Annotated in this window: 11 protein-coding genes; 5 read left to right on the top strand and 6 right to left on the bottom strand. The window is 70.8% G+C overall.

Annotation, left to right across the window (positions count from 1 at the left end; all coding sequences use genetic code 11):
* The first annotated feature begins 21 nt into the window (after window positions 1-21).
* On the top strand, window positions 22-984 hold the full coding sequence (locus tag VQ03_RS00535; RefSeq protein ID WP_048448895.1) for an EcsC family protein: 963 nt from the start codon (window positions 22-24) through the stop codon (window positions 982-984).
* Between the two features lie 155 nt (window positions 985-1,139).
* Here the strand turns inward: VQ03_RS00535 and VQ03_RS00530 are convergent, their stop codons facing one another.
* Window positions 1,140-2,528 carry a leucyl aminopeptidase family protein gene (locus VQ03_RS00530; protein WP_048448894.1) on the bottom strand — a complete coding sequence of 463 codons (1,389 nt, stop codon included), beginning with the start codon at window positions 2,526-2,528 and terminating at the stop codon, window positions 1,140-1,142.
* Between the two features lie 140 nt (window positions 2,529-2,668).
* Between VQ03_RS00530 and VQ03_RS00525 the strand changes: the two genes are divergently transcribed.
* Together VQ03_RS00525 and VQ03_RS00520 are read left to right on the top strand one after the other, a co-directional pair.
* The gene (locus tag VQ03_RS00525; RefSeq protein ID WP_048448893.1) at window positions 2,669-2,869 is read left to right on the top strand and encodes a hypothetical protein; all 201 of its coding nucleotides are present in this window, start codon (window positions 2,669-2,671) and stop codon (window positions 2,867-2,869) included.
* A gap of 90 nt (window positions 2,870-2,959) precedes the next feature.
* Window positions 2,960-3,781 (top strand): tetratricopeptide repeat protein, encoded by an 822-nt coding sequence (locus VQ03_RS00520; protein WP_048448892.1) that lies wholly within the window; start codon window positions 2,960-2,962, stop codon window positions 3,779-3,781.
* Window positions 3,782-3,840: 59 nt separating this feature from the next.
* On the opposite strand, the gene VQ03_RS00515 is transcribed toward VQ03_RS00520, so the two are convergent.
* Complete coding sequence (locus VQ03_RS00515; protein WP_048448891.1) at window positions 3,841-4,914, bottom strand: quinone-dependent dihydroorotate dehydrogenase; 1,074 nt, start codon at window positions 4,912-4,914, stop codon at window positions 3,841-3,843.
* Between the two features lie 2 nt (window positions 4,915-4,916).
* On the bottom strand, window positions 4,917-5,264 hold the full coding sequence (locus VQ03_RS00510; RefSeq protein WP_048448890.1) for a DUF952 domain-containing protein: 348 nt from the start codon (window positions 5,262-5,264) through the stop codon (window positions 4,917-4,919).
* 148 nt (window positions 5,265-5,412) lie between these two features.
* On the opposite strand from VQ03_RS00510, the gene VQ03_RS00505 reads away from it, so the two are divergent.
* On the top strand, window positions 5,413-6,039 hold the full coding sequence (locus tag VQ03_RS00505; RefSeq protein WP_048448889.1) for a S24 family peptidase: 627 nt from the start codon (window positions 5,413-5,415) through the stop codon (window positions 6,037-6,039).
* A gap of 7 nt (window positions 6,040-6,046) precedes the next feature.
* On the opposite strand, the gene VQ03_RS00500 is transcribed toward VQ03_RS00505, so the two are convergent.
* From VQ03_RS00500 to VQ03_RS00490, 3 genes are all read right to left on the bottom strand, one after another.
* Window positions 6,047-9,592, bottom strand: a complete 3,546-nt coding sequence (locus tag VQ03_RS00500; RefSeq protein WP_048448888.1) for a PAS domain-containing hybrid sensor histidine kinase/response regulator — start codon at window positions 9,590-9,592, stop codon at window positions 6,047-6,049.
* A gap of 185 nt (window positions 9,593-9,777) precedes the next feature.
* On the bottom strand, window positions 9,778-10,206 hold the full coding sequence (locus VQ03_RS00495; protein ID WP_048448887.1) for a DUF805 domain-containing protein: 429 nt from the start codon (window positions 10,204-10,206) through the stop codon (window positions 9,778-9,780).
* A 47-nt stretch (window positions 10,207-10,253) separates the two neighbouring features.
* Window positions 10,254-10,577, bottom strand: a complete 324-nt coding sequence (locus VQ03_RS00490) for a hypothetical protein (RefSeq protein ID WP_048448886.1) — start codon at window positions 10,575-10,577, stop codon at window positions 10,254-10,256.
* Window positions 10,578-11,191: 614 nt separating this feature from the next.
* Here VQ03_RS00490 and VQ03_RS31375 point away from each other — a divergent pair.
* The gene (locus tag VQ03_RS31375) at window positions 11,192-12,265 is read left to right on the top strand and encodes a helix-turn-helix domain-containing protein (RefSeq protein ID WP_167376041.1); all 1,074 of its coding nucleotides are present in this window, start codon (window positions 11,192-11,194) and stop codon (window positions 12,263-12,265) included.
* The last annotated feature ends 30 nt before the right edge of the window (window positions 12,266-12,295 follow it).

Below are 12,295 nucleotides of genomic sequence, written 5' to 3'. Positions count from 1 at the left end.
GTTGTCCGCGAGGGAGCGCCCGTGTCCGAGATCGTCGCCGTCGAGCCCGTCCCGTCCCCCGTCCCGGTCGGGGCGCCGGAGCCGTTGAGCGTCGAGGACCGCGCCGCCTTACGCCGGGCGGTCGCGGCCCTGGAGCGCCCGACCCTCGCCGGCCGACTCTCCGCCATGGCCGGCGCCCCCCTCGACCTGATCACCCGCGCCCTGCCGACCCCCGTCGTCGACGCGGTCGGCCACGCCACCGAGACGGCGATGCGCGGCGCCCTGCACGTGGCTTTGGCGACCCTGCCGAAGGCGGCGGAGGCGCCCCCCGAACACGGCGCCCTCGCGCCGCTCGGGCCCGACCTCTCGCCCTCCTGGCGCAGCAGGGCCATGGAGCTGCTGGAGCGCTTTCCGCCCGGCGACCGCGGCCACAAGGCGCTGGCGGCGGTCTCGGGCGCCATCGGGGGCGCCTTCGGCATCACCACGCTCGCGGTCGAGCTACCCCTCTCCACCACCCTGATGCTGCGCTCGATCGCTGAGATCGCCCAGCGCGAGGGCGAGGACCTGAGCGACCCGGAGGCGGCCCTCGCCTGCATGCAGGTCTTCGCCCTCGGCGGTCGGGGCTCCACGCAAGGCGAGGGGGCCACCGGGAACGCGGCCGAGAGCGGCTATTTCGCGGTGCGCGGCGCGCTTGCCAAGGCGATGTCGGAGGCGGCCCGCTACGCCGCAGGCCGAGGCCTCCTCGACGAGAGCGCGCCGGCGCTGATGCGCTTCGCCGGCCAGGTCGGCGCCCGTTTCGGGGGCGTGGTGTCGCAGAAGCTCGCCGCCCAGGCGGTGCCGGTGCTCGGCGCCCTCGGGGGTGCCGCCGTCAACACCGCCTTCATGGACCATTTCCAGGCCATCGCCCGCGGCCACTTCACCGTGCGGCGGCTGGAGCGCCGCTACGGCAAGGCGGTGGTGCGGGAGGCCTACGAGGCGGAGCGGGTGTCCCTCGCCGCCGCGTAGTGCATCTTGATTGGAGGCGCGCGCCGTAGCGCATCTTTATACCCCCGCGCCTTCGCATCGACACGTCGATGCGAAGGCGTCCGGCGCATCAGCGCCGACGCCCGTTCGGGCTTGCCTCGCGCCTTCGAACAAGTCTGTTCGAAGGCGCGACGGTATTATTGGCTTCGCGCGCCATAGCGCGCCCGGAGCAGGGCGTAGACGAGGCGTGCGGTCTGCACCTCGCCGCCCTCCGGCCGGCCGGGCTTCGTGCTCGGGTTCCAGCCGTAGAGATCGAGGTGGACATGGGCCTTGGCCTCCGGCGCGAAGCGGCGCAGGAACAGGGCCGCCGTCACCGCCCCGGCGAAGGGGCCGCCCGAGACGTTGTTGAGGTCGGCGACCTTCGAGTCGAGCAGGGAGCCGTAGGGCGCCCAGAGCGGCATGCGCCAGACCGGATCGTTGACGGCGAGCCCGGTCGCGGCCAGCTCCGCCGCCAGCCCGTCGTCCTCGGTGAACAGGGCCGGCAGGTCGGGGCCGAGCGCAACCCGGGCTGCACCCGTGAGGGTCGCGAAGTCGAAGACCAGCTCGGGCGCGTCCTCATCGGCGAGGGCGAGCGCGTCGGCCAGGATCAGCCGGCCTTCCGCGTCGGTGTTGCCGATCTCGACGGTGAGGCCGCGCCGGCTCGCCAGCACGTCGCCGGGGCGGAAGGCGTCCCCGGCGATCGCGTTCTCGACCGTCGGGATCAGCACTCGCAGGCGCAGGTTCAGGCCCGTCCCCATCACCATCTCGGCGGCGGCGAGCGCCACGGCGGCCCCGGCCATGTCCTTCTTCATCAGAAGCATCGCGGCCGAGGGCTTGATGTCGAGGCCACCGGTATCGAACACCACGCCCTTGCCGACGAGGGTGACACGCGGCGCGTCGGACGCTCCCCAGGTGAGGTCGATCAGGCGCGGCGCCCGCGGCGAGGCCCGGCCCACCGCGGCGATGAGCGGGAATCCCCGCTCCAGGTTTTCGCCGGACACCACCTCGATGGCGGCGCCGAACCGCGCGGCGAGGGCCCGGGCCGCCGCCTCGATCTCCGCCGGGCCGAGGTCGTTCGCCGGCGTGTTGACGAGGTCGCGGCCCGCCGCCACGGCATCGGCGATGCGGTCGATCTCGGCGGCATCGATGCCCTCGGGCGCGACCAGCCGGGCCTTCGGCGCCGCCCGCTCGCGGTAGCGGCCGAAGCGGTAACCCGAGAGCCGCCAGGCCAGCGCCGCCAGCGCCGGATCGCCGGGAAGCGCCTCGAGACGGTAGGTCCCCTGGGGAAGGGCTTCGGGCAGGCGCCCGACCGCGAACGCATCGGCGCGCTCCCCGGTCTCGACCCCGAACAGCACGGTCGCCAGCGCCCCGTCCGGCCCCGGCAGCAGGGCGATCTTGCCGGGCTTGGCCTCGAACCCGGAGGCCCGCGCGAAGGCGGCGGCGAGGGGCGGCAGCTCGGCCGCCACGGCCGGCCAGCCGGCGGCGTCGACGCAGCGGATCGGGATGGCGTCCTCGGTCGCGGGCAGGAGCGTGGTCACGCGGGGCATCCCTTCCTTCAACGCGCGGGGAAAGGCCGGAGGGGGAGCCAAGACGGAGCGGTTGTCAATGCTCGCCGCCGGCCCCGGGAACCCCGGACGCCCGCCCGGCGTCACCCCGGACGACACCGCAACACGCGAAGGAGATTCCCATGGTGGAGGACAACTCGGCCGAGGGTCGGAAGCCCATCAACCCGCTTGAGCGGCGCGAGACCATCGGCATCGAGGACGGTGAAAGCCATGCCGGCGAGCCGGTGACGCCGAGTCGCCACGGGACCGGCACCGACCGGGGCGGGGCGAAGGCACCCCAGCCCGCCCCGAAGGCGACCCCGTCGGACACGCCGCAGCGTTAACGTCGAGTTAGGGTTAACGATCTATCACCACGGTCACGAGGGCCGTGGGAGCGAGGTGACCACATCCCAGGCCCGCCCCTGGAGTGGCCGATGCCCGCGACCGTCGAGACCCGTCCCGTCCGCTCGAACCCCCTGCGGCGGCTCGTCGTCGTCGCGGCGGTGGCGCTGATGGCGTCGGGCTGCCTGTCGCGCCAGCCTCTCACCACCGGTTCGATCGATGCCAGCGCCCCGGCGGACACCGCCCGGCGCGACATCGGCCGCCTGGCCGCACGCTACGAGAAGGATCCGGCCGAGATCGGCACGGCCATGGCCTATGCCCAGGCCCTGCGGGCGACCGACCAGGGCGCCCAGGCCGCGGCGGTGTTGCAGCAAACGGCTCTGCGCAACCCGAAGAACCCGGCAGTGCTCGCGGCCTACGGCAAGAGCCTGGCCGAGATCGGCCGCTTCACCGAGGCGGCGGAGGTTCTGCGCAACGCCCACTCGCCGGCCAATCCCGACTGGCGCGTGCTCTCGGCCCAAGGCGCCGTGGCCGACCAGATTGGCGACCACGTCCAGGCCCAGCGCTACTACGAGGCGGCCCTCAAGATCGTGCCCGGCGAGCCGGTGGTCCTGTCGAATCTCGGCCTGTCCTACGCGCTCGCCAAGCGCCTGCCCGAGGCGGAATCCACCTTGCGCCAAGCGAGCGCCGATCCCCGCGCGGATGGGCGGGTGCGCCAGAACCTCGCCCTGGTTCTCGGCCTGCAGGGCCGCTTCACCGAGGCCGAGCAGGTGCTGACCCGCGACCTCGGCCCGGCGGAGGCGGCGCAGAACGTAGCGGCCTTGCGCGCCGTCGTGTCCCAGCCCAACGCCTGGAAGGCGATCAGGTCGGCGGAGAAGAAGTCGCCGCATGGGGCCGCGGCATCGGCGATGTGACCGCCCGCCCGCAGAGCGGGCAGGGCTCACGATGCAGAGGTGTCGCGACCGGCGGCGCCTCACGCCGAGCGCGCCAGCTCCGCCGCGTCGCGCCCGACGACGTCGGCGAGGCCGTGGAGCCCCTCCGCCTCCATCCGGCGCACCAGCCCCGCCTTGATCTCCTCGACCAAACCCGGGCCCGCATAGACCAGTGCCGAGTAGAGCTGGACCAGGCTGGCCCCGGCCCGGATCTTGGTCCAGGCGGCTTCCGCCGAATCGATCCCGCCGACGCCGATCAGCGGCAGGTCGCGTCCGACCCTCCGGTAGGTCTCGGCCAGGAGCCGGGTCGATGGCGAGAAGAGCGGCCGGCCGGACAGGCCGCCGGTCTCGCCCCTGGCCGCCCCGGTGAGGCTCGCCGGCCGCGCCACCGTGGTGTTGGAGACGACGAGGGCGTCGACGCCCCGGCGCCGGGCGGTGGCGGTCATCGCGTCGAGGCCGTCGAGGCTGAGATCGGGAGCGATCTTGAGCAGCACCGCCGTGCCCGTCCCGGCTTCGTCGCGGGCGGCGACCACACGGGCGAGCAGGTCGTCGAGGAACGCTTCGCCCTGGAGGTCGCGCAGGCCCGGGGTGTTGGGCGAGGAGACGTTGACGGTGATGAAGTCGACGAGGCCGGCGAGGCCGCGGGTGCAGGCGACGTAGTCGGCGAGGCGGTCGGCCGCGTCCTTGTTGGCCCCGATATTCACCCCGACGATCCCGGGACGGTTGCGCCTGGCCTCGAGGCGGGCCCGCACCACCGCCAGCCCCTCGCTGTTGAGGCCGAACCGGTTGATCACCGCCCCATCTTCCGGCAGCCGGAAGACCCGCGGGCGCGGGTTGCCCGGCTGCGGCCGGGGCACCACGCCGCCGACCTCGACGAAGCCGAATCCGAGCCCGAGCAGCGCGTCCGGGGCCCGCGCTCCCTTGTCGAACCCCGCCGCCAGACCGACCGGGTTGGGAAAGGGCCGGGACATAACGGTTACGCAGAGGCGGGGATCATCGGCGGGCGCATGTCGCAAAGGAAGGCGCGCAAGTGCCGCAACAGTCAGGCTGTGGGCGGATTCGGCGTCGAGGGCGTGCAGCAGCGGGCGGACGAGCGGAAAGACGGCCGAGAGCACGGTCAACCTCTTGTAAGATCTGGGAAAATATGGATCCCGTCAGGCCCGGCCGGCAGCGGCGCGACGCTGCGGACGGCGGCGAGCGGCAGCGGGCCGTAGAGGTGCGGGAACAGGGCGCCGCCGCGGGACGGCTCGTAGCGCAGAGCCTTCCCCAGTGCCTCGGCGTCGACCGCGATCAGGAGAAGATTGTCCTGGCCCGAGAAGTGCTTGATAGCCGTCTCGGGGGCTTGCGCGGCAGTCGAGAAGTGGATGAAGCCATCCGTCAGATCGACCGGCGCGCCGTCGAAGCGGCCCGCCGTCTCGGCTTCACGCCACAGGTCGGCCGGGCATATCTTGTAGATGAGGGTCATGAGGGACGAAGGCCTCCTCGGGCGGGGTGGCGGGCGAGCGATAGCGGCCCTGGGACGAAGCGGCAACGCCGTTGCCTTTCGGTGAGGGTGCGGTACTTTACATTTGTTAGTTCTGTAGTGAACACCGCCCGCGTCAGGCCAGGTCCCCATGCTGTCCCACGAGCGTATCTGGTCCGCGATCGACCACCTCGCCCAGCGCAACAACCTGACGGCTTCCGGCCTCGCGAAACGCGCCGGGCTCGACGCGACGAGCTTCAATCGCTCGAAGCGGGTCAGCCCGGACGGGCGCAAGCGCTGGCCGTCGACGGAGTCGGTCGCCAAGATCCTGGCTGCCACCGGCTCCTCCCTCGACGAGTTCCTGCGCCTGATCGAGCCGCTGGCCTCCGAGTCCCGCATCATGGTGCCGCTGATCGGCAGCGAGGATGCGATGGGGCATATCGGCGCCAACGGCCTGCCGGGGAACGGCGGCGTCCTGCAGGAGATGGAGCTTCCGGGTCTCGGACCGGAAGGCTGCTTCGCCATCCAGGTGCGGGGCGGCGACCTGACCCCGCTCTACCGGGAGGGCGACGTGCTGGTGGTCTCCGCCACCGCGGCGATGCGCAAGGGCGACCGGGTGGTGACCTGCCTGGGCGGCGGCGGCATCCTGGCGGCGGAGCTGAAGCGGCGCACCGCCCAGGCCGCCGAGTTCAGCCTGCCGGTTCCCGGCGAGCCCGACCGGGTGATCCCGACCTCCGAGATCGCCTGGATGGCCCGGGTGATGTGGGTGCGCCACTGACGAAGACCTATTCCGCCGCCGCTCGCTCGCCGCGCCACCGGGTCAGCAGGGCGCGGAGCGCCGCCGGCTTGAGCGGCTTGCCGAGCACCTGAACCCTCTGCGCCGCGGCGGCATCGCGCACGTCCGGCGAGCGGTCGGCGGTCAGGAGCACCGCCGGGATGTCGGCGGCCAAGGCCGCCCGCAAGCCCGCGATCAGGTCGAGCCCGGTACCCTGGTCGAGGTGGTAATCCGCCACGATCACGTCCGGGCGCACGCCGCCGCCGAGCACCAGGGCCAGGGCCTCGCTGAGCGACCCGGCGGTGTGCAGCGCGCAGCCCCAGCTGCCGACCAGCACCCGCATCCCGTCGACGATCGCCGGCTCGTTGTCGATGGCCAGCACCGTCAATCCGGCGAGCGGCACGGTGGCCGGGCGCGGCGCCTCTCCCTGGGCCTCGACGACGGGGCGCAAGGGAGCGCTCGGGACCGCGACCGAGAAGGCCGAGCCGTGGCCCGGCCGCGAGGCGAGGGTCACCGGGTGGTCGAGGAGCCGGGCGGTCCGGTCGACGATCGACAGGCCGAGGCCGAGGCCCCGGGCGACCCGCGCGCCCTGGTCGAGGCGCTGGAACTCGCGGAAGACCAGCTTCTGCTGCGCGGCCGGGATGCCGAGGCCGGTATCGCACACCATCAGCACCACCCGGTCGCCCCGCCGCCGCGCGCCGACCAGGACGCGGCCTTGCGGCGTGTACTTGATGGCATTCGACACGAGGTTGTGCAGGAGCCGGCGCAGCAATTGCCGGTCCGAGCGGAGCGCCAGCGACGAGGGCATCACGGTCAGGCGCAGGCCCTTCTCCCGCGCCATCGGGCCGAACTCGCGCTGGACCTGGCGAAAGAGCTCGGACACCCGGACGATCGAGAGCTGGGGCTTCAGGGCCCCGGTATCGAGGCGCGAGATCTCGAGCAGGGCGGTCAGGATCTCCTCGACGGCGTCGAGGGAGGCGTCGACATTCTCGGCGAGCGTCGGGTCGGTGCCCCGGTCGCGCTCGACCAGCGCGCTGGCATAGAGCCGGGCGGCGTTGAGCGGCTGGAGGATGTCGTGGCTCGCCGCCGCGAGGAAGCGGGTCTTCGAGGCGTTGGCCTCCTCGGCCTCGGCCTTGGCACGGGTTAGCGCCGCGTTGAGGCGGGTCAGCTCCTCGGTGCGCTCGCGCACGCGGCTCTCCAGCTCCTCGTTGAGGCGGGTGCGGGCCTCCTCGGCGGCGACCGAGTCGGTCACGTCGGTATAGGTCGCCACCACGCCGCCATTCGGCAGCAGGTTGGCGCGGATCTCGATCACCCGGCCGCTCGGATGCAGCCGCAGGCGCTGCGGCCCGGATTCGAGCCGGAAGGCGGCGATGCGCTCGCGCACCAGGGTGTCGGCGTCCCGCGCCCCGTAGGCGCCGCGCCCGGCATTGAAGCGCACGATGGCCTCCAGCCCGATCCCGGTCTGGATCATGTCCGGCGGCAGGTCGTAGAGGTCGGCGAAGGCGCGGTTCCAGACGATCAGCTTCATGTCGCGGTCGAAGACCGTGATGCCCTGCTTGGCGTGATCGAGCCCGTGCTGGAGGACGTCGCGGCTGTACTGGAACGCCGCGGAGGCGTCGTCGAGGAGCTTGAGCGCGGCCTTCGGCGAGACGTTGCGCCGGCGCAGCAGCAGCGACAGGGCGAGCCGGGCCGAGGACGCCCCGATCGCCGAGGCGAGCAGGTGCTCGGCGTGGCGCAACTCCGGCAGGCCGGCGACCGCCTCGTCCCGCACCGGCCCACGACCCTGTCCCTGAGCGAATTCCTCGAAGGCCCGCACCGCCCGCTCCTCGCCGAGGAAGCGCGCCACCGTCGCGCGCAGCTCCCCCAGGGTCACGGCGCTGCGAAACAGCCGGAAGCTCGGTGCCACGGGCCCGGCCTCGTCGAAGTCCGAGACCTGCCCGAAAGCCTCGGCCTGCAGCCGCTCGATCGCGGTCGGCGGGCGCAGGAGCGAGCCGACGATGTAGGCCAGCGTGTTGAGGCCGAGGCTCCACAGCGTGCCGTGGACGAGGCGGGGAAAGTCGTCGACGCCCATCAGCGCCGTCGGGCTCAGGGAGCCGATGCCGAACGGCCCTTCGGCGATGAGCGTCGCGGCCCAGCCGTCGCCGGTGACGAGGCTCGGCAGCAGCAGGGTGTAGAGCCAGACCGCGAAGCCGACGATCAGCCCCGCGGCGGCACCCGAGCCGGTGCCCCGGCCCCAGGTGAGCGCGCCGACGAAGGCCGGGCCGATCTGCGCCACCGCCGCGAAGGACAGGAGCCCGATCGAGGCGAGCGCCACCTCGCCGGCGATCCGGGAATAGATGTAGGCCACCAGCACGACCGCCACGATGGCCGCGCGCCGCACCACCAGCACGTAGCCGCCGAGATCCGGAGCGCCGGGCTCGGGGGAGGGGGCGGCGCCCGCCACCAGGTTGCGCCGGCGCAAGGCGACCGGGATGACGAGGTGGTTCGAGATCATGATCGCCACCGCGACCGACTCGACGATGACCATCGCGGTCGCGGCGGAGAGGCCGCCGATGAAGGCGATGAGCGCGATGCCGTCGGCCCGCTCGTGCAGCGGCAGGGCGAGCACCGTCATGTCGCGCTGCACCGTGCCCTCCGGGAAGAGGGCGAGGCCGGCCAGAGCCAGCGGCACCACGAACAGGTTGATGAGGACGAGGTAGAGCGGGAAGGTCCAGGCCGCCCGCCCGACATCGGCGACCGCCCGGTTCTCCACCACCGCCATGTGGAACTGGCGCGGCAGCAGCAGCACGGCCGCGGCCGAGAGCAGGGTCTGGACGATCAGCGTCGCGGGGCCGGAGGTCTGGCCGGCGAGCGTCCCGAGGCCGTGCACGGCGGTCGAGGATTCCGGCAGGTCGCGCAGCATCCAGCCGACCACGAAGCCGCCGACCGTGAGGAAGGCCAGGAGCTTGACGAGGGATTCCAGCGCCACCGCCAGGGTCAGCCCGTCCTGGTGCTCGGTGGCGTCGGCGTGACGGGTGCCGAAGGCGACCGCGAAGCCCGCCAGCACCAGGGCCACGAACAGGCCGAGATCGCCCAGCATGCCCGCCGGCGCCCCGACCCCGTCGGTGGCCTGCAGGAAGACCTGCAGCGAGGCCGTCACCGCCCGCAATTGCAGGGCGATGTAGGGCACTGCGCCCACCACCGCGATCAGGCAGACCAGGGCGGCGATGCGCTCGCTCTTGCCGTAGCGGGCGGCGATGAAATCGGCGATCGAGGTCGAGTTCTGGGCTTTCGCGATCCGCACCACTCGGGCGACCAGCCGGTAGCCGAAGCCCACGACCAGGATCGGGCCGACATAGATGGTGAGGAAGTCGAGCCCGGCATGGCTGGCGAGGCCGACCGAGCCGAAGAAGGTCCAGGAGGTGCAGTAGACCGCCAGCGACAGGGCGTAGATCGTCGGCCGCACCCGCGCGTCGCGCATCAGGGCCCGCCCGGCGACGTCGCCCCAATGCGCCACCGCGAACAGGGCGCAGATATAGACGAGGGCCGCCAGCACCACCGTCCAGCCCGCGATCATCGGATTCGTCCATCCCCGGCCCGGGGGACCGGGCGTTGCTCGTCTTGACGGGGCTTTAGCACTATCTGGGCAGGGTTCGCGATAAATCCGTCTGCATCAACGACTAAGCGCAAAGCCTCGTTTCCGCCAAGTCGTTGATCTGATTCATAATTCGGCTTTGTGCCGAGGCGGTGCCAGAACCTGTCTCAGGCAGAGACCGTGAGCGGAGTGGCGGCTGTGACAACGTCGAGGGGATCGGGGCCGAACGGATTCGGCCCCCGTGTGCCACGCAGGAAGCCGCTCTCGATCATGTACCAGAGCTGTCCGATGACCGGAATCAAGACGATGAGCTGAAACCAGCCCGACCGGTTCCGATCATGGCAACGCTTGGCGTTCACGCAAATTCCCGACCAGATGGACAGGATCGTATAGCCGAGCGAGAGCAGGATATACGGGAGGGCAGCGATCCCGGTGACCGTCACAGCACCGTTTTCTCCAACGGTCCCGGTAAACAGGGAATTCAGCAGGCGCACGACCAATGCGGCGGCCACGGCGACGCCGAAGTAGATCAGTATGGCGAGCCAATACTGGCGGCGTGGGATGCGGCCCTCGATCGTGAAGAGGAGCTTTCTCATATGCGATTCCTGTGCCGGGCACGTGGAACGAAGCGGGCGCTCGCCGATCAGCGCGTGTAAGTGAAGGTCGAGATTTCGCAGACGTTGACGTTCCGCTTGACACTCTCGCCGCCGTTCTGGAACACAGCCCGGAAGTCGAAGCGGCAGGCCCCCGTGCCGTCGTCAATATTGATATCAAAAGTCTCGCCGTTGGCGATTGTGTCGCGGCCCAAAATATCCTCCTCCCAATTATTAGATCCAGTGCTCGATGCGTAGAACTCCTTGAGTGTCATCCCAGTCTTATTGACGATATCGACATGCCGATTGGCAGCCATTGTCGCTTGACTGGAGATAAGCAGGAGAATGGCAGAACTGAAGATGATGCGGGTCATGTGAGGTCTCGTTATTGCCACGTTGCCCCCATGACACATCGGTGATGGGTTTCCAACGATGACCGGCGGCGGGTCAAGATATTGGGACGCCCTGTCAAATTCTCGGGTGTACCGTGCCGTGTTGCAGGGCGCGCATGACCATCCAAACAACTGGTCCTCGGCGGCGACGCACCGCGCGACGTACTCCACCCATTTGCCGCCGATGTCGGCGATCTCCTGTCCGACCTTCACACCCATACCCGAGCGACATCCTCGCCCAGGCGCCGCTGAAGTGGATCATGGACAAGGGCAGCCCGGCGCCGGCGCGCCTTCCGCCCCAGGTTGCTCATCATCGTCCGGACGCACCCGCATCGCCTCGACCGGCTGCCAAGAGCAACTCCCCGCCTCGTGCAACTTGCCGAGGGGGTCGCGCCGGGAAGCCTCGGACGCATGGCGGCGATCGCTGGTTGCGTAGGGACGCCGCTCAAGCTCGGCGGGGAGCGTGCCCAAACTCGGACGGCAGATCGGACGGGAGACTTGGTGCAAAGCGGTATACCGGTCTCCGCTTCGTCACCCGCTGCCGTGCGACACCCGGCGTAGCGACGGAGCGGCTTTCCCGAAGGTGCGATCTTGCGTTGCGTGATCTTTCTGCCCTAAAGTCAAAGAACGATAAATCGGTCGAGCCATCTATGCCCGAAATAAGATCTCTGGGCCGCCAAGCAATGACTTTGCAATTCTCAACCGACGTGGCAGCGCCATGCGGTCAGTGCGGCTTCGAGGCGTATCACGATCTCTACGCGTCGGCGGCCGATGCGGTCAGGCTGGACGAGACCTTCGCCGTCGCGGTCACGGCCGAGCGAGTCGGCGGCATGATCCTGTTCGACCGACAGCTTTGGGGCGTCGCGCACGTGCGCCCGCGCCGGCGGGTTCAGCGCAATGGCTTTGACCATTTTACGGCACAAATCGTCCTCAAGGGAGCCCTGGCGGTCGATACGCCGGACGGCAGCCGGATCGTTGGGCCAGGCGAATGTGCCCTCATCGACATGAGCCAGCCTATGGAGACGAGGGCAAGTCAGGCCCGCGTCATCACGCTATCTACCCCCCGCGACGTCATTGAAGCGGCCGTGCCCGAGCCCGGGCGCCTGCACGGTGCGGTCCTGCCGCAGGACCGCGCATGCCTGCTGACTGGGTTCCTGCGCTCTGCGCTCGACGAGATACCTCGTCACGGCGCGGGCGACCGCCAGCGGTTGGAGCGTGTGACCGCAGAACTTCTCTCTCTCGCCCTTGCAGGCCACGCCCCGCCGGCGGCGGAAGTGGTGCGGACGGCGAGCGAAGCGGTCTGCCGCCGCCGGGCACTACGCTACATCGACGCGCATTTGGGGACGACGCCCGACGATATCGCTCGGGCCATCGGCGTGTCGCGTTCAGTGCTCTACCGGGCCTTCGAGCCGAGGGGTGGCGTCGCCAGCGTGATCCGCTCCCGCCGGCTCGCCCGCTTGCGTGCCCTGCTGGCGCGCCCCGACGAGGGCGGTCGGATCTCCGATCTCTCCCGGGCCTGCGGCTTCTCGAGCGTGTCCGATTGCAGCCGCGCATTCAAGGCGGCCTACGGCCTATCGCCGAGCGACTACCGCCACCTCAGATGGGCCGAGGGAAGGCCAAGCGCCGCCTCCCCTCAAGGCCTCGCCGAATGGTGGGACGATCTGCGCTGAACCGTCGCTGATACTGCACCACGACAGAGT

Source organism: Methylobacterium tarhaniae (assembly GCF_001043955.1).
Taxonomy (GTDB): Bacteria; Pseudomonadota; Alphaproteobacteria; order Rhizobiales; family Beijerinckiaceae; genus Methylobacterium; species Methylobacterium tarhaniae.
Note: the sequence above shows the minus strand (reverse complement) of the source record. Positions and strands in the feature narration are given on the sequence as shown.

Bases quoted from the DNA above. Each gene is read 5' to 3' on its own strand.
- VQ03_RS00525 (WP_048448893.1), top strand. From the start codon at position 2,669: ATGGTGGAGGACAACTCGGCCGAGGGTCGGAAGCCCATCAACCCGCTT.
- VQ03_RS00500 (WP_048448888.1), bottom strand. From the start codon at position 9,592: ATGATCGCGGGCTGGACGGTGGTGCTGGCGGCCCTCGTCTATATCTGC.
- VQ03_RS00490 (WP_048448886.1), bottom strand. From the start codon at position 10,577: ATGACCCGCATCATCTTCAGTTCTGCCATTCTCCTGCTTATCTCCAGT.
- VQ03_RS00520 (WP_048448892.1), top strand. From the start codon at position 2,960: ATGCCCGCGACCGTCGAGACCCGTCCCGTCCGCTCGAACCCCCTGCGG.
- VQ03_RS00530 (WP_048448894.1), bottom strand. From the start codon at position 2,528: ATGCCCCGCGTGACCACGCTCCTGCCCGCGACCGAGGACGCCATCCCG.
- VQ03_RS00505 (WP_048448889.1), top strand. From the start codon at position 5,413: ATGCTGTCCCACGAGCGTATCTGGTCCGCGATCGACCACCTCGCCCAG.
- VQ03_RS00510 (WP_048448890.1), bottom strand. From the start codon at position 5,264: ATGACCCTCATCTACAAGATATGCCCGGCCGACCTGTGGCGTGAAGCC.
- VQ03_RS00495 (WP_048448887.1), bottom strand. From the start codon at position 10,206: ATGAGAAAGCTCCTCTTCACGATCGAGGGCCGCATCCCACGCCGCCAG.